Annotated in this window: 20 protein-coding genes; 13 read left to right on the top strand and 7 right to left on the bottom strand. The window is 65.5% G+C overall.

Annotated features, from left to right (window positions below; translation table 11 throughout):
- Nucleotides 1-16 precede the first annotated feature (16 nt).
- Both H8B03_RS16650 and H8B03_RS16645 read right to left on the bottom strand, forming a co-directional pair.
- Nucleotides 17-1,981 carry an acyltransferase family protein gene (locus H8B03_RS16650; RefSeq protein WP_193143021.1) on the bottom strand — a complete coding sequence of 655 codons (1,965 nt, stop codon included), beginning with the start codon at nucleotides 1,979-1,981 and terminating at the stop codon, nucleotides 17-19.
- 135 nt (nucleotides 1,982-2,116) lie between these two features.
- Nucleotides 2,117-2,821: a DnaA N-terminal domain-containing protein gene (locus tag H8B03_RS16645; RefSeq protein WP_193143020.1), complete on the bottom strand. Its 705-nt coding sequence runs from the start codon at nucleotides 2,819-2,821 to the stop codon at nucleotides 2,117-2,119.
- 387 nt (nucleotides 2,822-3,208) lie between these two features.
- On the opposite strand from H8B03_RS16645, the gene H8B03_RS16640 reads away from it, so the two are divergent.
- Together H8B03_RS16640 and H8B03_RS16635 are read left to right on the top strand one after the other, a co-directional pair.
- Nucleotides 3,209-4,525, top strand: a complete 1,317-nt coding sequence (locus tag H8B03_RS16640; RefSeq protein WP_193143019.1) for an AAA family ATPase — start codon at nucleotides 3,209-3,211, stop codon at nucleotides 4,523-4,525.
- Complete coding sequence (locus H8B03_RS16635; protein ID WP_193143018.1) at nucleotides 4,525-5,637, top strand: ParB N-terminal domain-containing protein; 1,113 nt, start codon at nucleotides 4,525-4,527, stop codon at nucleotides 5,635-5,637. The genes H8B03_RS16640 and H8B03_RS16635 overlap by 1 nt, the downstream gene beginning before the upstream one ends.
- Before the next feature lie 134 nt (nucleotides 5,638-5,771).
- Here H8B03_RS16635 and H8B03_RS16630 read toward each other — a convergent pair whose 3' ends face one another.
- Nucleotides 5,772-6,839 (bottom strand): tyrosine-type recombinase/integrase, encoded by a 1,068-nt coding sequence (locus H8B03_RS16630; protein WP_193143017.1) that lies wholly within the window; start codon nucleotides 6,837-6,839, stop codon nucleotides 5,772-5,774.
- Between the two features lie 665 nt (nucleotides 6,840-7,504).
- Here H8B03_RS16630 and napF point away from each other — a divergent pair.
- The 9 genes from napF (at nucleotide 7,505) to H8B03_RS16585 (ending at nucleotide 14,759) form a co-directional block, all read left to right on the top strand.
- Nucleotides 7,505-8,014, top strand: coding sequence for a ferredoxin-type protein NapF (napF, locus tag H8B03_RS16625; RefSeq protein WP_193143016.1), 510 nt, complete (start codon nucleotides 7,505-7,507; stop codon nucleotides 8,012-8,014).
- A gap of 17 nt (nucleotides 8,015-8,031) precedes the next feature.
- Nucleotides 8,032-8,271 carry a chaperone NapD gene (locus H8B03_RS16620; protein ID WP_394355483.1) on the top strand — a complete coding sequence of 80 codons (240 nt, stop codon included), beginning with the start codon at nucleotides 8,032-8,034 and terminating at the stop codon, nucleotides 8,269-8,271.
- Nucleotides 8,272-8,287: 16 nt separating this feature from the next.
- The gene (napA, locus tag H8B03_RS16615; protein ID WP_193143014.1) at nucleotides 8,288-10,780 is read left to right on the top strand and encodes a nitrate reductase catalytic subunit NapA; all 2,493 of its coding nucleotides are present in this window, start codon (nucleotides 8,288-8,290) and stop codon (nucleotides 10,778-10,780) included.
- Nucleotides 10,781-10,810: 30 nt separating this feature from the next.
- Nucleotides 10,811-11,632, top strand: coding sequence for a ferredoxin-type protein NapG (gene napG, locus H8B03_RS16610; RefSeq protein WP_193143013.1), 822 nt, complete (start codon nucleotides 10,811-10,813; stop codon nucleotides 11,630-11,632).
- Nucleotides 11,629-12,540, top strand: coding sequence for a quinol dehydrogenase ferredoxin subunit NapH (gene napH / locus H8B03_RS16605; RefSeq protein WP_193143012.1), 912 nt, complete (start codon nucleotides 11,629-11,631; stop codon nucleotides 12,538-12,540). Before napG ends, napH begins: the two co-directional genes overlap by 4 nt.
- A gap of 21 nt (nucleotides 12,541-12,561) precedes the next feature.
- Nucleotides 12,562-13,005 carry a nitrate reductase cytochrome c-type subunit gene (locus H8B03_RS16600; RefSeq protein WP_193143011.1) on the top strand — a complete coding sequence of 148 codons (444 nt, stop codon included), beginning with the start codon at nucleotides 12,562-12,564 and terminating at the stop codon, nucleotides 13,003-13,005.
- 26 nt (nucleotides 13,006-13,031) lie between these two features.
- Nucleotides 13,032-13,733, top strand: coding sequence for a NapC/NirT family cytochrome c (locus tag H8B03_RS16595; RefSeq protein WP_193143010.1), 702 nt, complete (start codon nucleotides 13,032-13,034; stop codon nucleotides 13,731-13,733).
- 72 nt (nucleotides 13,734-13,805) lie between these two features.
- The gene (locus H8B03_RS16590) at nucleotides 13,806-14,063 is read left to right on the top strand and encodes a hypothetical protein (protein ID WP_193143009.1); all 258 of its coding nucleotides are present in this window, start codon (nucleotides 13,806-13,808) and stop codon (nucleotides 14,061-14,063) included.
- A 225-nt stretch (nucleotides 14,064-14,288) separates the two neighbouring features.
- On the top strand, nucleotides 14,289-14,759 hold the full coding sequence (locus H8B03_RS16585; RefSeq protein ID WP_193143008.1) for a nucleoside deaminase: 471 nt from the start codon (nucleotides 14,289-14,291) through the stop codon (nucleotides 14,757-14,759).
- A gap of 128 nt (nucleotides 14,760-14,887) precedes the next feature.
- On the opposite strand, the gene tal is transcribed toward H8B03_RS16585, so the two are convergent.
- Nucleotides 14,888-15,826 (bottom strand): transaldolase, encoded by a 939-nt coding sequence (gene tal, locus H8B03_RS16580; RefSeq protein WP_193143007.1) that lies wholly within the window; start codon nucleotides 15,824-15,826, stop codon nucleotides 14,888-14,890.
- Between the two features lie 150 nt (nucleotides 15,827-15,976).
- Here tal and H8B03_RS16575 point away from each other — a divergent pair, with 150 nt between their 5' ends.
- Entirely contained in the window at nucleotides 15,977-17,758 is a 1,782-nt protein-coding gene (locus H8B03_RS16575; protein WP_193143006.1) for an SLC13 family permease, read from the top strand.
- A gap of 75 nt (nucleotides 17,759-17,833) precedes the next feature.
- Nucleotides 17,834-18,547, top strand: a complete 714-nt coding sequence (locus tag H8B03_RS16570; RefSeq protein ID WP_193143005.1) for an endonuclease/exonuclease/phosphatase family protein — start codon at nucleotides 17,834-17,836, stop codon at nucleotides 18,545-18,547.
- Nucleotides 18,548-18,565: 18 nt separating this feature from the next.
- Here H8B03_RS16570 and H8B03_RS16565 read toward each other — a convergent pair whose 3' ends face one another.
- The 3 genes from H8B03_RS16565 to H8B03_RS16555 are packed head-to-tail and all read right to left on the bottom strand — an operon-like array spanning nucleotide 18,566 to nucleotide 21,947.
- Nucleotides 18,566-19,483: an N-carbamoyl-D-amino-acid hydrolase gene (locus H8B03_RS16565; protein WP_193143004.1), complete on the bottom strand. Its 918-nt coding sequence runs from the start codon at nucleotides 19,481-19,483 to the stop codon at nucleotides 18,566-18,568.
- Nucleotides 19,480-20,709: a M20 family metallo-hydrolase gene (locus H8B03_RS16560; protein ID WP_193143003.1), complete on the bottom strand. Its 1,230-nt coding sequence runs from the start codon at nucleotides 20,707-20,709 to the stop codon at nucleotides 19,480-19,482. The genes H8B03_RS16565 and H8B03_RS16560 overlap by 4 nt, the downstream gene beginning before the upstream one ends.
- Entirely contained in the window at nucleotides 20,706-21,947 is a 1,242-nt protein-coding gene (locus H8B03_RS16555) for a diaminopropionate ammonia-lyase (protein ID WP_193143002.1), read from the bottom strand. Before H8B03_RS16555 ends, H8B03_RS16560 begins: the two co-directional genes overlap by 4 nt.
- Nucleotides 21,948-22,007: the final 60 nt, after the last annotated feature.

Here is a 22,007-nt window from a genome sequence, read left to right as displayed (position 1 = left end):
CATGTCCCGCGCGGGGTCACGAGCCGTCCGGCGCGGCCTCCAGCAGCCGTTCCGGCAGGCGGAACCGGGTGCCGAAATAACGCTCGCCCGCCGCACTGAAATGATCGCCGCTGGACCAGTAGATCACGTCGCAACTCATCAGGTCCTCGGGGAAGGAAAATGCCGCCAGCCGGTTCTGCGACAGGTATTCGATCTGTGTTCCCGCCAGCCGCGCCTCGATCTCGGCCTCCAGCCGGTCGAACACCGCGCGCTGGTTGTCACGCAGCGCATAGGGATAAGTGCAACCCGCCCGCAGGATCATCCGCGCCGGGAAATGCGGCTCCAGCCGCGGGCCGAACCAGACCAGCCGGGTGCGCGCCGCCACCTGCTCCAGATAGGCGATGTTGCGGTCGATCCAGTCTGTGTTGGGGATAAAGTCCGGCACCGGCACATCGATGGGCAGATCCGCCAGCATCCCGCGCTGGCCGTGGTCATAGCCCTCGCCCTGCATCAGGTAGAACCCGGCCTGCTCGAAGATCACCAGCTTGAACAGCTCCGGCTGCGCCTCCAGCAGGGCCAGAAACTCCTTGAACCGGCAGAAATGGCGCGGCGTGTGCGGGCGGCAGCCGCCCTCGGCGAAACTGGCGACGAAGGGCGCGCCGGTGGTGGTCTCGATGGCGTTGAACAGGTCCATCCCGTGGCTGTCGCCCAGAATCGCCACCCCCGGCCCGTGAAGATCGAAACAGGCCTGCAGTTGCGGATCTGTGGGTTCGGGCCGCGCCACATGGAACAGGCAATCTTTGGCGTCGCGGTCGGGGGATTCCTTCTCGACGGCCTCGATCAGGCGATAATTGGCCACCAGATCGGGCGGCGACAGCCGCATCCACAGATCGCGCCAGCCGCCCGTGGCCACCCCCGCCTGCCCCGCCAGCAGCAGCGCCGCCAGGCTCAGGGCCGACACCCCGAACAGCCGCGACCGCCGCGCCAGCAGGGGCGCGCCGCCATGGCGGAACGGCTGCTCGACAAAACGCCAGCTCAGCGCCGCCAGCACCACCGCCAGCAGGCTCAGCCCCAGCATGACGCCCAGACCGGGCGGGGTGACACTGCCGATGCGGGCAAAGGCAAACAGCGGCTGGTGCCACAGATAGGCGCTGTAGCTGATCAGCCCCAGCCCGACCACCGGGCGCAAGCTCAGCAGCCGCACAGCCCCCCCGGACCCGCCGCCGTACAGGATCACCAGCGCCGTGCCCAGCACCGGCAGCAGCGCGTAGACCGACGGAAACGGCGTGGTCTCGTCAAACAGCGCCACCGCCGCGCCGATCATCGCCAGCCCGACCCAGGGTGCCCAGGGGCTGGCCCGCACCCGTCCGCCCTGCACGGCGAAGGCGCACAAGGCCCCGATGCCAAGTTCCCACGCCCGGCTGGGCAGCAGGAAGAAATTGGCCAGCGGAAAGCGCGGCGCCATCATCTGGCTCAGCACCAGACTGCCCAGAACCACCACCGTCACCGCCGCCACGGCCCCGTGGCGGCCCAGCTTCCAGACCAGCCACAGGAACGGCGGGAACAGGATGTAGAACTGCTCCTCTACCGCCAGGCTCCAGGTGTGCAGCAGGGGCCGCAATTCCGCTGCGGTGTCGAAATAACCGCTGTTCAGCCAGAAGTGGACGTTCGAGAAAAACAGCGCCACCGCGCGCAGGCTGGCGCTGAACTCCGCGATCTCCTGCGGCACCATGATCGTCGCGGCCAATGGCAGACAGCACAGGCAGACGAACACCAGCGCCGGCAGGATGCGCCGCGCCCGCCGCTCGTAGAACCGCACGATCGAAAACCGGTCCCCTTGCAGGTCCTCCAGCAGGATCGAGGTGATGAGAAAGCCCGAGATGACGAAGAACACGTCAACCCCGACATAGCCGCCCGCAAATCCCGGAATACCGGCGTGAAACAGGATGACCGGCGCCACCGCCACTGCGCGCAGCCCGTCAATGTCCTTGCGATACCGCATCCAGCCCTGCCCGCGACGGCTGTGGCCACGACTATCGGACCGCGCACGACGCCAAATCGAGAATCAAAAAACAGAAAAACGAATATCACGATTCGGGCGGTATTTGGTTTCCTTCGGCGAACCAAAGGGACGCACTCACCCGGCAATCACGTCCAGCCGTTGCACATCGCCAAACTCGGCCGCCACCGCCTGCATCAACTGGCCCTGCAGATGTACCGTCACATAGTCCCGCACGAAGGGATTGGGCGCCATCACCGTGACGATGCCGCGCTCGGCACTGGCCAGCACAAGACGGCGGAACCAGTTGGCATAGGCTTCCGGCGCCGCCGTGCGCAACCGCGCCTGCACCCGGCCCCAGCGCCCTTGCCCCGGCACATCTTCCCCGCCGAAGCTGACCTGAACCACCTTGGTTTCAGGCGTGGGCGGATCCTCACGCGGCCCCTGCCCCGTCACCTCCTGCATCCGGCCTTCGAAATCTGGGCCGACCTCGGGCCAGATGGTCCGCGAATAGGCGACGATGCCGGGCCGCGACAGGCGATAGCGGCCAACCCGTCCGCGCACCCCGGCCTTCAGCAAGATCAGCAGCCCCATGTCGATCAACCGTTTGACCTCGCGCTTGGCGGTGCGCAGGGTGACGCCCCAGATCCGCGCCATCTCCTCCTGACCGCTGCTCAGCTCGTCCCGCACCCAGTTGTAGCGGGCGGTGACCAGCGCCACGAGCCGCAGCACCGAGGTCTGCTCGGTGACAGACCCTCTCAGCGCCGCAGCACTCAGGGCCGTCAACAGGTCATACTTCATCACTCCGGCCCCAGGGCCGGCGATGCGCTTGGCTTCGAACATGCGCTGCCTCTACACTGCCTCACGGATCAGAGGTCGTTTCTCGCCCCGATTCCATCTGAGACCAGAATAGGCATGAATTCCCGTAATTTGTCAATTCCGCGCGAAATTCGGGATTTCCCGGCAAAACCCTCAAAAGAAAGATTGTTTAGGGATTAAAGGAGAAGGGGGACACCTTGCCTGTCACCCTATTGGCCTGTTGGTGTCACCATATCTTGCCGGATTCCGCCCTGCCTGTCACCAAATCTGCCCAAATCCGCCGCTTTGACCCGCAAACCCCCTTGGCCTGCGGCAATCTCCTGCAATAATTGATCTGCAAATTCCGGTTTTGCCAAAATCAAGAAATCCCGTTATTCAGAAAACAAGACGAAAAAACACGAGGCAGGCCATATGCGAGACCATTCCGATCTCCAATCCATGAACGAACGCAGCCTTGCGCAGCAATCGGCGGTGCGCAAGGCAACCTTCTCCCCGGGCGAGGTGAAATCCCTCCGCCCCTTCTCGATCTGGGAAATTTCCACCTTCATGTTCAATGTCGCCGCCGACACCCTGCGCAAGAAGCTGGCCGACGATCCCTCGCTGCCGCAAGGCCATACCGAGGAAGACGGCCGCCAGCGCTGGTTCTCGCTCGACGAGATCAACGAGCTGCGCCGCCGCGTCCGCTTCCGCGGCAAGACCCTGCTGCCCGACCGTCCCAAGGGCCGGGCGATGCGGGTGGCGGTGTCCAACTTCAAGGGCGGCGTCGGCAAGACCGTGGTCGCCCAGCATCTGGCCAATGCCGCAGCCCTGGACGGCTACCGGGTGCTTGTCATCGACTTCGACCCGCAGGCCACGCTGACCCACTCCATGGGGCTGGTCGAGGTCAAGGAATGGAACACGGTCTGGGGCATCATGTGTCGCGACCTGTGCCGCGAGGCCGACCGCATCGCCGCCAGCTACGACGATCCCGACGACTGCCCCTACCCCGCTTCGGACGAACTGCCCGAGGATGTGCAGTCCATCGGCGCGCAACGGTTTCAGGACTTCATCCAGAAAACCTGCTGGCCGACCATCGACATCATTCCATCGTGCGCCAACGCCGCCTTCGTGGAATTTGCCTCGGCCCAGTACCGCTCGGTCCACAAGGCGTGGAGTTTCTTCGGCTGCGTCGCCCGCTACCTGGACGAGCTTCCCGACGACCAATACGACCTGATCCTCTTCGACTGCCCGCCGGCCATCGGCTACCAGTCGCTCAACGCCGCCTTCGCTGCCGACATCCTCTATATCCCCTCCGGCCCCGGCTACTGGGAATACGACAGCACCACCAGCTATCTGGGCCAGCTTGGCGACGCCATGGCCGACATATCGGAAGGCTTCGGAGACCTGGCCGAGGATGCGGGCATCGCCCTGCCCAAACGGTTCCGCGACATTCGCCTTCTGATGACCCGGTTCGAGGCCGCCAACCCGCTGCACGTGGCGATGATGGGTGCCTTCCAGAACGTCTTCGGTGCCGACGTCTGCCGCCACCCGATCGAGATGACCCGCGCCGTCGAACAGTCCGGCCGCTTCCAGATGTCGGTCTATGAACAGGACTACCGGATGATGACCCGCGACACCTGGAAACGCGCGCGGCAAAGTTTCGACCGTGCCTATGGCGAGTTCAAGGAAAGCCTGCTGGCGGCCTGGCAAGACCAGCCGCAGCCGCAACGGATGCGGGAGGACGCATGATGACCGGCAAGAACAAGTTTGGGTTCGGGACGCTCGACCCATCGCCCTCGCCCCGGCGCGAACGCTCGGTTGGTCCCATGGGCGCGGCGGTGCGCGAGGCCGCCGAAAGCCTACAACAATCCACCGAGGCCAAGGTCGAACAGCGCCGCCGCAATGCCGCCGACGCCAAGGCGTTCCGGACAGCACAGGACGAAGGCCGCATCCTGGTGGACCTGCGCACCACCGAGATCGATACCGACGACCTGCCCCGTGACCGGCTGGAACTGGATCAGGTCGCGGTTTCGGAAGAGATGGAGGAACTCAAGGCCTCGATCCGTGCGCGCGGCCAGCGCGAGCCCATCGAGGTCTATCTCGACGCCCGTGGCCGCTATCAGTTGAAGAAAGGCTGGCGCCGCCTGACCGCCCTGACCCAGCTGTTTCAGGAAACCGGCGACACCGCCTTTCTGACCGTCACCGCGCGCATCGAGGGCACCGATGATGGCACAGCCCCGGACCGCGTGTCGCGCTATGTGGACATGGTGGAAGAAAACGTCATCCGGCAGGATCTGACCTTTGCCGAGATGGCGCAGGTGGCGATCAGTGCCGCCCGCGATCCGCTGGTCGAGGGCGAGGATGCCGAGGCGATGGTGGGCCGGCTCTATGCCTCGCTGCACAAGATGAAACGCTCCTACATCCGCAGTTTCGTGTTCCTGCTGACCGAGTTGGACGGGGCCGTGAAGTGGCCCAAGGCGATCTCGCGCAACACCGGCGTGGATCTGGCGCGGATGCTGAAGGGGCAGCCCGAGCGCACCGGCACCCTGCGGCGGATGCTGGAGGCTTGTGTGTCCGAGGATCAGCAGACCGAGGAAATCGCGGGCTTCCTGAGCTACGGCCAAAAGTTGCGCAAGGACGGTGCAAAGACGGCCGCGCGTCCGCAACGGCGCGAGAAGTATGAACTGGCCATCGGGTCTTTGAAGGTCACCGCGCGGGATGGTGAATGCCGGATTGTCAGCAAGCGCGACTTCACCGTCATTCCCCGCGACCGGCTGGAACGCGCCGTGCGACTGTTCGAAGAGGCGCTGAAGGACACTCCGCCAATCGAGCCGCGCATCAAGCCGCTGGATGTGGAGTAACCCACGGGTTACCCGAAAATCGCCCGCCGTAACCCACGGGTTACGGCCCTGGAAAACACCCCGCTGGACTGGCTCACGCCTCTGGCGGGGTTTTTCTTTGGGCCGGTGGTTGCGGGGAAAACCGTGGGTCCGGATCAATCCAGAAGGTCGGTTGCCGGGTTCTCGGTGATGTCCACGTCGTCGTAATAGCGTTGTGCCTGCGAGACAGACCGGTGCAGCGACAGGCGCATCGCGGCCTGGATCGGGGCGCCATCCAGCGCGGCCTGGGTCAGGAAGCCGGACCTCAGGCCGTGGGGGCTGGCGTGATCCGGGGCATAGCCTGCAGCGACCAGCAGGCGGCGCAGGATATGGGCCACGGCCTCGGGGGCCAGCCCGCGCTTGAGCACCCGGTTGGATTTCGAGATGGCGCGAAACAGCGGCCCGCCGGTGATCTTGCCCGCGTCGATCCAGGCCACCAGCGCCCGCGCGGCGCGGCCCTTCAGGACCAGTCGCGGGGTGTCGCCCTTGGTGGTGGTCTTGGTCTCGATAAGGCGGATCCAGACCACGCCGGATTTCTCGAAATCCTCCAGATCGATGTCGGCGCGATGCAGGCCGGTCAGCTCGGACCGGCGACGGCCACCCGAAGCCCAGCCGGTCAGCAGCAGCGCCCGGTCGCGCAACCCGCGATGGCCGGGGCCGGATGTGGCAAGAAGGTCTTCCAGAAGGTCGCGGGTGATCGGGCGGGCGGATTTTGGGGCCGGGGGCCGGGCGGCGGCGCGGCGGGCCTTGGCGCGGGCCTGACGCACCAGCGGGGCCTCGAACGGATTGGCGAGGTTGCGCATGCCGTGAAAGGCCCGCCACGAGGCAATGCGACGGTCCAGCGTCGAGGGCGCGGGGCAGGTGAGCTGGCGGCGCAGACCCGCGTCGATCAGCGTCTCGGCGGTGATCCGGGCGGGGTCGGTCAGGGGCGCCTCGCTGAGGTCGCGGGCGTGATCGAGGATGAAGCGCAGGGCCACGGTCTCGGCCTCGGGCCAGTCCAGCGGGGCGTCGAAGGCGGCGGCTTTCCAGGCGGTGACATAGACCAGATCACGTTCGTAGGCGCGCAAGGTATTGTCGGGCGTGCCGCGCAGGTAAAGGTCATGCAGCGCGTCGCGATCGGTTTGCGACAGGTGCTGGGCGGCCTCGGCCAGCAGCAGTGGCGGGGCAGGGGAGGGGCGTGTCATGGGCAGAGTTTGGGGGATTTGGCGTATCGTCTCAAGGGCTTTGATAAGGGGAGATTATCGGTTCAAATGCCGGAGATTTCGGGAGAACACAGTAGTGTGCAAAAAATAGATATAATGCGCACAAGAAAATCAGGAATCGGGGATCGTGACAAGACCCGGATGTGCCGATGGTTCCAGAAGTGCGCTTAGGTGACGGGCCTGCCGTGGGCGCGTGTCACATCGGGGCAGGGAAGGGCAGGGTCACAGGCCGGTGCTTACCGCAATCCTGCCTTGATCCAGGGGTGATCACCAGGACCCCCACGCCTGGCCCTGTGTGGCGGGTGTTCTGACCAACCTTTGCCGGGTCAGGGCGGGGCCGGTTCATCATGCGGATCAGGGGTCTGTCGAAAACCGGAACGGGTGGGCCTGTACCGGGGGGAATTCCGCAGGCTGACAGGGTGTCCGCGCCGGGATGCAACCATCGCGTGTTACCCCGCGGAAGGCAACAAAAACACTTGGGATCAGTGCCGCGTAAAGTCAAATGACCAGACGGAAAATCTAAAGATATGCGACAAGATGGCCTTTTGGGGGCAGCGTAAATGGTGCATCCTTGGCCGGTGGGTCGGATTCTGGCGCAAGCCGCAAAACGGTCGCCCCGCCAGGCAAGAAAAAAGGTCGGCAGCTGAATGGCAACCGCAACAAGTCGCAGGGAATTTCTGAGGGGAAGGGTGGGGCCGGACGCCCGCACCGTGATGCGTCCGCCGGGCGTGTCTTCCGCTTTTCTGGAAGCCTGCACGCGCTGTGCCGACTGCATTACTGCCTGCCCGGAAGGCATCCTTGTGCGCGATGCGGACAATGGTCCGGTGGTGGATTTCGCGCGCGGGGCCTGCACGTTTTGCGGGCAATGTGCCGAGGCCTGCCCGACCGAGGCCCTGATGCCGGACCGGGTCGCGGCCTGGTCGTGGAAGGCGCGGGTTGCCGACAATTGCCTGTCGATGAACGGCGTCACCTGCCGCAGCTGCCAGGATTCCTGCGAACCTGCCGCAATTTCATTTCGTTTGGCGTTGGGAGGGTGTTCGCGGCCCGTAGTTGACCTCGATCAATGCACGGGGTGCGGCGGATGTGCTTATTCCTGCCCAACTGGCGCCATCGACTTCTATCACCCGGAAATCACGAACAAGGAGGCCGCGGTTTGAATATCTGTGGATGCCTCGTGCATGTTGCAAAGGACAAGGCCGATGCGGCCCGGTCCGAAATGACCGGCATGGCCGGGGTCGAGGTTCATGCCGCCACCGACGACGGAAAATTCGTCGTGGTGGTGGAAGACATCGACGACAAACGCGCCTCTGACCAGATCATGGCGCTTCACCAGATCCCCGGCGTGATTTCGGTCACGCTGAACTATCACCATTTCGAAGACCTTTCCCAGCGGGTCCCACTCGCCAGTCGCTAAGCCGGAGAACAGACGCATGACCATTTCGGACTCTCGCCGGACATTCCTGAAAGCCACCGCCGCCGCCAGCACCGCTGCGGCCGCAGGTATTCCCCTTGCAAGCGGCCAGGCCGCCGCGCAGGTGCGGACCCCCGACATTCGCTGGGACAAGGCCGCCTGCCGCTTCTGCGGCACCGGCTGTTCGGTTCTGGTCGGCACCAAGGATGGCCGTGTCGTGGCCACCCAGGGCGACCCCGATGCCCCTGTGAACCGCGGGCTGAACTGCATCAAGGGCTATTTCCTGTCCAAGATCATGTACGGGCAGGACCGGCTGACCACGCCGCTGCTGCGCAAGACCAATGGCGTCTATGACAAGAATGGCGAGTTCGAGCCGGTGAGCTGGGACGAAGCTTTCGACATCATGGCCGAGAAGTGGAAAGAGGCGCTGGTCAAGAAGGGCCCGACCTCGGTCGGCATGTTCGGTTCGGGCCAGTGGACGGTCTGGGAAGGCTATGCCGCCGCCAAGCTGATGAAGGCCGGCTTCCGCTCCAACAACATCGATCCCAACGCGCGGCACTGCATGGCTTCGGCCGTGGTCGGCTTCATGCGCGCCTTCGGCATCGACGAGCCGATGGGCTGCTACGACGATCTGGAACATGCGGACACCTTCGTGCTCTGGGGCTCGAACATGGCCGAGATGCACCCGATCCTGTGGTCGCGGCTGACCGACACCCGCCTGACCAAGCCGGGCTGCGAAGTGCACGTTCTGTCGACCTACGAGCATCGCAGCTTCGAACTGGCCGACAACGGCATGATCTTCACGCCGCAGGCCGATCTGGCGATCCTGAACTACATCGCCAATTACATCATCCAGAACGACGCGGTGAACTGGGATTTCGTCAACGCCCATGTGAACTTCAAGCGGACCGATACCGACATCGGTTATGGCCTGCGCCCCGAGCATGAGCTGCAGCAGGCCGCGGCCAACCCGGATTCGGGCAAGCTGTCGGACATGACCTTCGAGGAGTACGCCGAGTCGGTGTCCGAATACACGCTGGAGAAAGCGTCCGAGATTTCCGGCGTTCCCGAAGCGCAGCTCGAGCGTCTGGCCCAGCAATACGCCGACCCAGACCGCAAGGTCATGAGCCTGTGGACCATGGGCTTCAACCAGCACACCCGCGGATCCTGGGTGAACGGGCTGATGTACAACGTTCACCTGCTGACCGGCAAGATCTCCGAACCCGGCAACTCGCCGTTCTCGCTGACCGGCCAGCCGTCGGCATGCGGCACCGCGCGCGAAGTCGGCACCTTTGCCCACCGTCTGCCCGCCGACATGGTGGTGGCCAACGACAAGCACCGCGAGATCTGCGAAACCGCCTGGAACATCCCCGAAGGCACCATCCCGCCGAAGCCGGGCTTCCACGCGGTGCTGCAGAACCGGATGCTGAAGGACGGGGTTCTGAACGCCTATTGGGTGCAGTGCACCAACAACATGCAGGCCGCCCCGAACATGAACGAGGAAGGTCTGCCGGGCTATCGCAACCCGGAGAACTTCATCGCCGTGTCGGACCCTTATCCGACGGTGACCGCCATGTCCGCCGACCTGATCCTGCCCACCGCCATGTGGGTGGAAAAGGAAGGCGCCTATGGCAACGCCGAGCGGCGCACCCAGTTCTGGCGTCAGCAGGTGGATGCGCCCGGCGAGGCGAAATCCGACCTGTGGCAGCTGATGGAATTTGCCAAGCGCTTCACGGTCGAGGAAGCCTGGGGCGACGAACTGCTGGCCAAGATGCCGGAACATGCGGGCAAGACCCTGTACGAGGTTCTGTTCGAGAATGGTGTCGTCAACCAGTTCCCGGTGTCCGAGACCGCCGAGGGCTTTGCCAACGACGAATCCGAGCATTTCGGCTATTACGTCCAGAAGGGTCTGTTCGAGGAATACGCCGCCTTCGGGCGCGGCCACGGTCACGACCTGGCGCCCTTCGAGATGTATCACAAGGCCCGCGGTCTGCGCTGGCCCGTGGTCGACGGCAAGGAAACGCTCTATCGCTTCCGCGAGGGCTATGACTCCTATGTCGGCGAAGGCAAGGGGGTCGAGTTCTATGGCAACCCGGATGGCCGTGCGAAGATCATCTTCGCCCCGTTCGAGCCTGCCCCGGAAGTTCCGGATGAGGAATTCGACCTGTGGCTCTGCACGGGCCGGGTGCTGGAGCACTGGCATTCCGGGTCTATGACCCGCCGGGTGCCCGAGCTGCACCGCGCCTTCCCGTCGGCCGTGGTCTATATGCATCCCGACGATGCCCGCGACCGCGACCTGCGCCGGGGGCAGGAGATCCTGATCTCCTCGCGCCGGGGCGAGATGTTGAGCCGGGTGGAAACACGGGGCCGGAACAAGCCGCCGCGCGGCCTGGTCTTCGTGCCGTGGTTCGACGAGGGCCAGCTCATCAACAAGCTGACGCTGGATGCGACCTGCCCGCTGTCGAAAGAGACCGACTTCAAGAAATGCGCCTGCAAGGTCGAGCGCGCCTGAGCCCGGACTTGAGCCAAGGAACGCGACGCCATGCCTGCCGCAGGAGGAAAGCCACGCTCAACTGACCGCCGCCGGTTCCTTCGGGACGCCGCGCGGGCGGCGGGCGGTTGCGCAATTGCCGGGATGGGTCTGACCTATCTGGCGCGGGACGCCCGCGCCTTGCCGGCCGAGGCGTTGCGGCCGCCCGGTGCCCTGCCAGAAGATGACTTTCTGGCAGCCTGCATTCGCTGCGGGCTGTGCGTCCGGGATTGCCCCTATGACACCCTGAAGCTGGCGGAACTGGGAGAAGACGGGCCGGCCACCGGCACGCCCTATTTCACCGCCCGCGACGTGCCCTGCGAAATGTGCGAGGACATCCCCTGCGTGGCGGCCTGTCCGACCGGCGCGCTGGACCCGGCGCTGGATGATATCGACGACGCCGAGATGGGGGTCGCGGTCCTGGTGGATCAGGAAAACTGCCTGAACTTCCTCGGGCTGCGCTGCGATGTCTGTTACCGGGTCTGCCCGGTGATCGACAAGGCGATCACGCTGGAGTTGCGCCACAACGAGGTGTCGGGCCATCACGCCATCTTTGCGCCCACGGTACATGCGGACCACTGCACCGGCTGCGGCATGTGCGAGAAAAGCTGCGTCCTGCCGGAAGCCACGATCAAGGTGCTGCCGATGCGGCTGGCCCGTGGCAGTTCGGCGGAACACTACCGCAGGGGCTGGGAAGAAAAGGAACTGAAGGGCGCGCCGGTGGTCGAAGGCATCATCGATCTGCCCGACCGCCTGCCCGGACCGGGCACCGACAATCTTGTCGCGCCCGGCGGGTTCGACCCGGCCTTCAAGCTTCCGGGGGCAGGGCAATGAGCGTCAAGACAAGACTGCCCGTCGGAGAAGAGGCCATCCGCGAAAAAGGCTGGATCGGTGCGCATCGCTTCTTGCTGTTGCGGCGTCTGAGCCAGGCATTTTTCCTGGTCTTGTTCCTGCTGGGTCCGTGGTTCGGCCTGTGGTGGGTCACCGGCACGCTGGCCGGGTCGCGCACCTTCGGGGTGCTGCCGCTGACCGATCCGCTGGTGTTGCTGCAAGGCATGGTCGCCGGGCATTGGCCGGAATTCACCGCCCTTCTGGGCGCGATCATCGTGCTGGTGGCCTATGGGTTGATCGGCGGGCGGGTCTATTGCTCGTGGGTGTGCCCGATCAACCCGGTCACCGACGCCGCCCATTGGCTGCATGACAAGCTGGGGATGCCGAAGGGCTGGCAGCCCAAGCGCAACACGCGCTTCTGGATCCTCGGCGCGGTGCTGGCGGCCTCGGCGATCACGGGCACGGTCGCCTGGGAGTTGATCAACCCGATCACCATGCTGCACCGCGGCCTTGTCTTCGGCATGGGCTTTGCCTGGGCGCTGGTCGTGGCGGTGTTCCTGTTCGACCTGGTGGTCGCCCGGCGCGGCTGGTGCGGGCATGTCTGCCCGGTCGGCGCCTTCTACAGCCTTGTTGGCGCCCGCAGCCTGCTGCGCGTTAGCGCGGCCAACCGGCAGGCCTGCGACGACTGCATGGACTGTTACGCGGTCTGCCCGGAACAACAGGTGATCTCGCCTGCCCTGAAGGGAAAACCGGGGGAGACCCCGATCATCCTTTCGCCCGACTGTACCAACTGCGGGCGCTGCATTGATGTCTGCTCGGTGGATGTCTTCGCCTTCACCCATCGCTACGACCAACGTGTCGTCCCCCTCACGGAACCGGCAGCGCCCCCTGCCACCAGAAACGCCGCCTGAACGGAAGAACGGAGAACAAAGATGAATAAGCAGGTCCTTGCGGGTGTCTCCGCCCTGGTCGTAACCCTTTCTCTGGCCGGATGGGCCGTGGCGCAGGGGGCCGGAAGCGTCACCTCGCTTCGCGGCGCCGATGTGGACGAGCCACAGCTGCTCGACCAGGTTCCACGCCAGATCGAAGGCCGCATGGTGCGAAACTATCGCCAGCAGCCGCCCTTGATCCCGCATACTGCCAGCCAGTACCAGATCGACCTTCGCACCAACCAGTGCCTGAGCTGTCATGACTGGACCAACGCCGGAGAGCGTGGCGCGCCCACCCTGTCGATGACCCATTACCTGGATCGCGACGGCAACGAACTGGACCAGGTCGCCGGAACCCGCTGGTTCTGCAACCAGTGCCATGTGCCGCAAGCCAACACCCCCGAACTGGTCGGGAATGATTTTCAACCTTCCGCGAACCTGCGCTGAACCGGTGAGTTCAAGGAGACACCAACATGGCTGATCCAAAAGACAAGACACGACGCAAGGGCCTGCTTGGCTTGTGGGACCGGTTCTGGACCCCGAACGGGATACTCAGCATCGGTTTCATTCTGATCGCGGGTTTTCTGACCGGCATCATGTTCTGGGGCAGCTTCCACTGGTCGCTGGAACTGACCAACACCGAGGAATTCTGCGTGTCCTGTCACACGATGGAAACCAACCTCGGCGAATACCGCGAGACCATCCACTACAACAACCATTCGGGCGTGCGCGCGACCTGTCCCGACTGTCACGTTCCGAAGGAATGGAACCACAAGGTCAAGGCCAAGATCATGGCCGCCAAGGACGTGTACCACGAGTTGCTGGGGACGATCTCGACCGAGGAGAAATACGAGGATCGGCGGTTGCACATGTCGGCCTCGGTCTGGCGCAAGATGAAGGCCTCGGACAGCCGCGAATGCCGCAACTGCCACGCCTTCGAATACATGGATTTCACCGCTCAGGAGAACCGCGCGGCGTCCGAACACCAGCGCGCGCTGGACAACAACATGACCTGCATCGACTGCCACCAGGGCATCGCCCATGCGCTGGCACCGGGATACCTGGAAGAATACAAGCGGGTCGTGGAAGAGCTGGGCGGCGAACCGGAACTGTCGCAAAGCTCGATCGTCGATCTGCACGCGATCCGCAGATTCCTGGGCGAAAAATCCGAATAGGCCGACACATCGGGCGGCTGTCCGCAGCGCGCGGGCAGCCGGTTGCACAGACATCTACTTGGGAAGGCTGGTATGCTTGATTTCTTTGGAACCATCGCGGGAAACATCCTCAGTTTGCCGGGGATTCTGGGCCTTGCCCTTGGGATGATGACGCGGAACTGGTCGCTGGCGGCCTCGATGGGCGGCTTCGTCGGCATCCTGAACACGCTGATCTTCGCGCATTTCTCGTTCGCGGAAATTGCCGTCTATGACCTGCTGATCGCGGTCGCGGTGGGGGCTGCGGCCGGTGTCGTGGGCTGCGCCATCCGTCACAAGGGATCATTGGCCTGAGGACAGGGGCCGGACATCCGGCCCGCCGGATCTGAGCGCGCCGCCGCCCGTCCGGGTTGGCGGCGTTTTCCGTGGTCGCCGATCAGCCGGATGTGCATCGACAGGCCGGCACCCCCACCAGCCGGGACCGGCGCGGTGTCAGATGTCTTGCCAAGGTCTTTCCGCTTTTGCTCGTGGTCCGCATCGGTCTAGGAATTGTGTGACCGCAACCAACCCGGAGGCTCCATGCCCGACGATCTCAAACTCCTGCAACGGACAATCGATCTTGCCCTGGAGTCCCGTGCTTCGGGCAATCATCCCTTCGGGGCACTTCTGGCGGATGCCGAGGGCAACATCCTGTTCGAGAGCGGCAACACCCACAGCACCGACGGCGGCACCGGCCATGCCGAGCTGAACGTGGCGCGCGCCGCCGCCCGAGCCCATGGCCCCGAGTTTCTGGCCGGATGCACGCTTTATACCTCGGTCGAGCCTTGCAGCATGTGCGCGGGCGGATGCTATTGGGCCGGGATCGGCCGCGTGGTCTTTGGCATGACCGAGGCGCGGCTGGCCGAACTGACCGGCGACAATCCCGAGAACCTGACCATGTCGCTGCCCTGCCGGCAGGTGCTGTCGGCCGGCCAGCGCGATGTGCAGGTGTCGGGCCCGTTTCCCGAACTCGAACCGCAGATCCTGCGCACCCATGCGGGGTTCTGGTGATCCATCGCTTGCCGAGGGGATCTTGCCCATGCCCACGCCCGGCGCTGATTGTCAGGCCGGGATCACGGCCGGACTAGGTTCAGGCGAGTTCGGGGCGCATCTGCCGCCCGAACCCGCCCCGGTGTGTCTTACCGGGCCGCGACAAGCTCGATCAGCTTGCGGTGGTCGGCGTCGAACTTGCGGATGCCTTCGGCCAGCTTTTCGGTCGCCATCGCGTCGGCGTTCAACTCCCAGCGGAAGGTGGCTTCGTCCATGGTGATCGGAGCCATGCCGCTGGTGGCATCGGGCGACAGGACGCGGGGCAGCTCGGCCTCGTCGCGCGACAGCTCGTCCAGAAGGGCAGGGGCGATGGTCAGGTTGTCACATCCCGCCAGCGCCTTGATCTGGCCCGCGTTGCGGAAGGACGCGCCCATGACCACCGTGGCGATGCCGTTCGACTTGTAATAGTCATAGATCTTGCGCACCGATTTCACGCCCGGATCTTCGTCGGGCGCATAGCCTTCGACCCCTTCGGCGGCCTTGTACCAATCGGTGATGCGGCCCACGAAGGGCGAGATCAGGAAGGCACCGGCATCGGCACAGGCCACCGCCTGCGCCATGCTGAACAGCAGCGTCAGGTTGCAGTCGATGCCTTCTTTCTGAAGGATTTCCGCCGCGCGGATGCCCTCCCAGGTCGAGGCCAGCTTGATCAGGATGCGGCTTTTATCGACACCGCGCGCGGCATAGTCGGCCACGATGTCATGGGCACGCGCCACCGAGGCTTGCGTGTCGAACGACAGGCAGGCGTCGACCTCGGTCGATACCCGGCCCGGCACCAGCTTGGTCAGCTCGGCCCCGACGGCGACGGTCAGGGTGGCGGTGATCTGTTCGGGCGTCAGCCCCTTGGCGCGCCCGGCCGCGATCTCGCGCGCGATCAGTTCTTCCGAGGCAGGATCCTTGGAGGCGGCCAGCACCAGCGAGGGGTTGGTGGTGCAATCCACCGGTTCATAGCGCTTTACCGCCGCCACTTCGCCGGTATCGGCGACCACCACGGTCATGGCGCGGAGTTGTTCAAGTACACTGGTCATTTTCTTGCTCCTGTGTTGGCGTCTGTATCTCTCAAAATGCGGCGGCGGGCAACTGAGTTGTTAACGCTATCAAAGCGGTGCGCCCGGCGATGCGATTTTCCATGGCGCTGCCCGCTGGTCCGAGTTCGCAGCTTGTCGTACAACTAACGCATGACTTCAGACCAGATCATCCTGTTCGGCCTGTTCGGCTTTGTGTTCGCCCTGTTGCTGTGGGGGCGGTTCCGCTATGATCTCGTGGCCTTTTCGGCGCTGATCCTTGGCGTGGTGCTGGGGCCGATCCCGGCAGAAGACGCGTTTTCCGGCTTTGGTCACCCGGCAACCATGGTGGTGGCACTGGTGCTGATCGTCTCGGCGGGGCTGGTCCGGTCCGGCGCGGTGGGGTTGATCACCCGCACGCTGGTCGATCCCGAGCGGGGGCTGGGCGCGCATATCACCTTCATGGGGGCCATCGGCGGGGTGCTGTCGGCCTTCATGAACAACGTGGCCGCGCTGGCGCTGCTGATGCCGGTGGACATCCAGACCGCGAAAAAGGCCGGACGCGCGGTGCGGCTGTCGCTGATGCCGCTGTCGTTTTGCACCATCCTGGGCGGCATGGTCACGTTGATCGGCACGCCGCCCAATATCGTCGTGGCCACCATCCGCAAGGACACGCTGGGCGAGGGCTTTCGCATGTTCGACTTCGCCCCGGTCGGCGGGGTCACGGCGCTGGTCGGGCTGGCCTTCGTGGCGCTGGTCGGCTGGCGGCTGATCCCGCAGCGCGAGGGTGCGGGCGCGATTTCCGATGCCCGACAGGCGGTGAAGAACTATATCGCCGAGCTGTCGGTGCCCGAGGAGTCACCGCTGATCGGCAAGCGGTTGTTCGAGCTTTACGAACCGGCCGAAAAGAATGACGTGGCCATCCTGGGCCTCGTGCGGGACGGCCAGCGCCGCTATGGCACGCAGCGCAATACCCTGCTGCAAAGCGGCGACACCATCGTGATCGAGGCACAGCCCGAGCCGTTGGACGAATTCCGCACCACCGTGGGGCTGGATTTCGCCAATGAGGTTGACCAGAAACGCCTGTCCGCCGAGGGCGCGGGTCTGTCGATCACCGAGGTCGTGGTGCCCGAGGGTGCGCGCATCGTCGGGAAATCCGCCCGCAGTCTCGGGCTGGCATGGCGCCAGCGCACCATCCTTCTGGGCATCTCGCGTCAGGGGCGTTCGATTGCCAGGGAAGTGCGCAAGACCACGGTGGAGCCGGGCGATATCCTGCTGCTGCTGACCCCGGAAGGCGAGGGCGAGGCGGTGGCCGACTGGCTGGGTGCCTTGCCGCTGGCCGACCGGGGACTGGCCGTCACCGACGCCAGCAAGGTCTGGCTGGCCATCGGCATTTTTGCCGCCGCCGTGGCGCTGGCTTCTATCGGGCTGGTGTATCTGCCGGTGGCCCTGGGGATCGTCGTGGTGGCCTATGTGCTGACCGGCATCCTGCCACTGTCGGATATCTATGACCATGTGGAATGGCCGGTGATCGTGCTTCTGGGCTCGATGATCCCGTTGGGGGCGGCGCTGGATGCGGCGGGGGGTACGGCGCTGATCGCCAATGCGCTGGTCGGGCTGACCGCGGGCTGGCCGGCCTGGGCGGTGCTAACGGTGCTGATGGTGGTGACGATGACCCTGTCGGATGTGCTGAACAACACCGCGACGGCGATTGTCGCGGCCCCGGTGGGCATCCAGATGGCCCGCAGTCTGGAGGTCAGTCCAGATCCCTTCCTGATGGCGGTTGCGGTGGCGGCGTCCTGCGCGTTCCTTACGCCCATCGGTCACAAGAACAACACGCTGATCCTGGGGCCGGGGGGCTATTCCTTCGGCGACTACTGGCGCATGGGGCTGCCGCTGGAAATTCTCGTGGTCGCGACCTCGGTGCCGATGATCCTGCTGGTCTGGCCCATGTGACCAGCGCCCGGACGGGGCTTGCGTTGCGCGGGCGTGCCGTCCTATGCCCAAGAGGCCCGAACAGGACATGCCCCGATGACCCGACAGCTTCGCCTTGCCAGCTATAACATCCGCAAAGCCGTGGGGCTGGACTATCGCCGCGATCCGGGGCGGATCCTGGATGTCATCAACAGTCTGGATGCCGATGTCGTCGCCATTCAGGAAGCCGACAAGCGTCTGGGCAACCGGCCCACGGCGATGGATGTCGAAGCCCTGTTGCGCGACACCGATTTCCAGATTGCCCGGCTGGCCGACAACGATGTCAGCCTGGGCTGGCACGGCAACGCGGTGCTGGTGCGGCGCGGGCTGACCATTCACCGGGTCGATCGCATCGAACTGCCGGGGCTGGAGCCGCGCGGTGCCGTACAGGTCGACGTGGGCACCGATACGGGCCATCTGACCGTGGTCGGCACCCACCTGGGGCTGCTGCGCCCTTATCGTCTGGAACAACTGGCCCGCATCCGCGCCCATCTGGCCGAAACCGGGGCCGGGGCCACGGCGATCCTGGGCGATTTCAACGAATGGTCCGACACGGCCGGGCTGGAGCCGCTGGCCGACGGGTTCGAGGTCATCAGCCCCGGCAGATCCTTCCACAGCGCCCGGCCCATGGCGGGGCTGGATCGGATCGCCCTGAGCACCGGGGTCGCGTTGCGCGATGCCGGGGTCGAACAGGGCAAGCTGGCCAAGGTGGCGTCGGATCACCTGCCGATCTGGGGCGATGTCACCCTGCCGGACCTGACCAGGGGTTGAAGCCGTAGGCCGGAGCCGTCAGCCCTTGGGCTTGGGGGCGGTGATGGCGGCGTAATCCTGCGGCTCGCGGTGCAGGGCGAAGTTGAAGACATTGGCGCGGGTTTCGGAACAGCGGTTCAGATCGACCTCGGCGGTGATGATCTCGTCGCCGCTGGTCGCGGCGCGGGCCAGGATTTCCCCGGTGGGCGCGACGATCACGCTGCCGCCGATCAACTCGCTGCCTTCCTCCACCCCGGCCTTGGCGACGGCCACGGCCCAGACACCGTTCTGGTAGCATCCGGCCTGGATCGACAACTCGTTGTGGAAGTACTGCAGGTGATCGTGTTCCGGCGCGGGCGGATAATGCAGCGGCGTGTTGTAGCCCAGAACCACCAGTTCGGCCCCGCCCAGCCCCAGCATCCGCCAGGTTTCAGGCCAGCGCCGGTCGTTGCAGATGCACATGCCCAGCTTGCCGCCAAAGGCGTCGAACACCGGAAAACCCAGATCGCCCTTTTCGAAATAGCGTTTTTCCAGATGCTGGAACGGGCGCCAGGGCTCATCCTCGCGGTGGCCGGGCAGGTGGATCTTTCGGTACTTGCCGACGATGGCGCCGGTCCCGTCCACAAGGATCGCGGTGTTGAAATACCGCCCTTCGGGGGTCAGTTCGCCATAGCCCAGGTGAAAGCCGATACCCAGCTCGCGGGCTAGATCGAACAGCGGCTGAACCTTGGCATTGGGCATGGCGGCTTCGAACCAGCCGTCGATCTCGGCCCGGTCGGTCATGAACCAGCGCGGGAAGAAGGTGGTCAGCGCCAGTTCGGGAAACACCACCAGTTCCGCGCCACGGGCATGGGCGTCGCGCATCAGCGCGCACATGCGCGCCACCGCCGAGGCGCGGCTGTCCCCGCGCTGGATCGGGCCCATCTGGGCCCCGGCCACGACGAATTTCCGGCTCATGTTTCCACCCCTGCCAAATCGCACACGAGATCGAGCAGCACCTGCGTGCCCGCGATGATATCGGCCTCGTCGCTGTGTTCCTTCACGTTGTGACTGAGCCCCTTGTGCGAGGGGATGAAGATCATCGCCGTCGGACAATTGGGCGCGAACATCTGCGCGTCATGGCCCGCGCCCGAGGGCATCCTTTTCACGGACAACTGGCGCGCCGTCGCGGCGGCCTCGACCTTGTCCACAAGACCCGCGTCGAAGGCCACGGGGGCAAAGCGGGCCAACGGACGATGGGTCAGGGTGCACCCGGCCTCGGCGGCGGCGGCCTCGGCAAAACCCGTCAGCCGCCTGGTGGCGGCCTCCAGCACCGCGCCGTCGGTGTTGCGCAGATCGACGGTCAGGCGGGCGCGGTCGGGCACCACGTTGACCAATCCGGGGGACACCTCGAAGACGCCCACGGTGGCCACCTGTGGCGGGCCGTTGTCGGTGGCGATGGCGTCGGCCTCCCGCGCGATGCGCATGGCCACCTGTCCGGCGTCGCGGCGCAGGGCCATGGGCGTGGTGCCGGCGTGGTTGGTCTGGCCGTGCACGGTAAATTCGGTCCAGTGGATGCCCTGCACGCCGGTCACGGCGCCGATACGCACCCCGTCCTGTTCCAGGACCGGGCCCTGTTCGATGTGCAGTTCCAGAAAGGCCGCCGGGGTGATCGGGGCGGCGTCACCGCGATAGCCGATGCGGTCCAGGTCTTCCTTGACCACGCCCTTGCCATCGGTGGCGGTGACCGCCAGCATCTGCTGCAGTTCCAACGCCCCCTGATGCACGCCCGAGCCCATCATGTCAGGGGCGAAACGCGCGCCTTCCTCGTTGGTGAAGGCGGCCACGGCGACGGGGTGTTCGGTGCGCGCCGCACAGGCGTTCAGGGCGGCGATGACCTCCAACCCGGCCAGCACGCCGAGCGCACCGTCATAAATTCCGCCGGTCGCCACAGTGTCGATATGCGAGCCGACCATGATCGGCGCGCCATCGCCGGTGCCGGGCCGAATGCCCCAGATGTTGCCGATGCCGTCGATGAAGACGCTCAGTCCAAGCGCCCGCATCCCCGCGACCAGCCAGTCGCGTCCGGCCTTGTCGGCGTCGGTCAGCGCCAGGCGGCTGACGCCGCCACCCTCCAGCGCGCCGATGCGGCCCAGTTCGGTCAGACGGGCCATCATGCGGTCGGGGCAGATTTCGGGGGTCATGCGGTGCCCTGCCGGATGGTGGCGGCGGGCGCGCCCACGAGGTCTTGGTAAAGGGCGGGATCGGTGTCGCCTTCGGTGCCGAACAGCAGCACGCGGGCGTCGGGGCCAAGATGCAGCAGGCTTCGGGCCTCGGCATCCTCGGCCAGCGCCAGCAGCCCGGCCAGCCCGGCCACGGCGGATTCGCCCGCCACCACGGCAGGGTCACCGCCCTTCGGGAAGGCCAGATGTTTCATCGCGGCGACGGCGGCGGCGTCGGTCACCGCCATGACGGCATCGGCGTGTTCCTCAAGCACCGCCCAGGCCAGCGCCGAAACCTCGCCACAGGCCAGCCCGGCCATCAGCGTGTCCAGATCGCCTTCGACCACCGCCGGTTTCCCGGCGCGGAAGGATTCCAGGAAACAGGCGGACAGATCCGGGTCGCACAGCACGATCACCGGGCGGGCATCGCCCCAGCGCCGCTTGGCTTGTGCCGTGACCGCTGCGGCCATGCCGCCGACGCCGGTTTGCAGGAAGATGTGTGTGGGCGGATGGTCCAGCGCGTCGAAGGCTTCGGCGGCCATGATCTCATAGCCCTGCATCACGTCCTTTGGCACCTCCATGTAGCCGGGATAGGAGGTATCCGAGACCACGAACCAGCCTTCGTGCCGGGCGGTGTCCTGGGCTGCGCGCACGCTGTCGTCATAGTTGCCGTCGCAGCGGCGCACCTCGGCCCCGAAGCTTTCGATGGCGGTCTTGCGGGCCTCGGACACGGTGGCGTGGATGAAGATGACGCAAGCACAGCCGAAGGTTTGCGCGCCCCAGGCGACCGAGCGTCCGTGGTTGCCATCGGTGGCGCAGCACACGGTGATCTTCGCGGCCAGATCCGGATGGGCGACCTGCGTGACCTCATCCATGGTCACCTTGCGGCCCAGGGCCTTGCCCAGTTCCGCTTGCAGCAGCCGCGCAACGGCATAGGCGCCGCCAAGCGCCTTGAAGCTGCCCAGTCCAAAGCGCCCGCCTTCGTCCTTGTAGTGCAGACTGACGACCCCGGCCCGGTCGGCCAGATCGGGCAGCGCCACCAGCGGCGTGGGCGCATACCCCGGCCAATGGCCGATGGTGTCCCGCGCGGCGGCAAAGCCCGCGTCGCTGAGGATCGCGTTCTGCGCCGCGGTCCAGGGGTTTCTCGGGGCCGCGGCCGGATTCAGGCGCAGCGTATAGGCGGCAGGGGTGTCCGGGCCGCGGGTCAGCTCGATCGTCATGGGATCCTCGAATGTCATGCCCGGTGCGGGGCGGGGTCCGGGCACTGAAGGGGCGCCCGG

Origin of the sequence: Meridianimarinicoccus sp. MJW13 (genome assembly GCF_014901205.1) — a bacterium.
GTDB lineage: Bacteria > Pseudomonadota > Alphaproteobacteria > Rhodobacterales > Rhodobacteraceae > Meridianimarinicoccus.
This window is presented reverse-complemented; position numbering and strand designations above follow the sequence as displayed.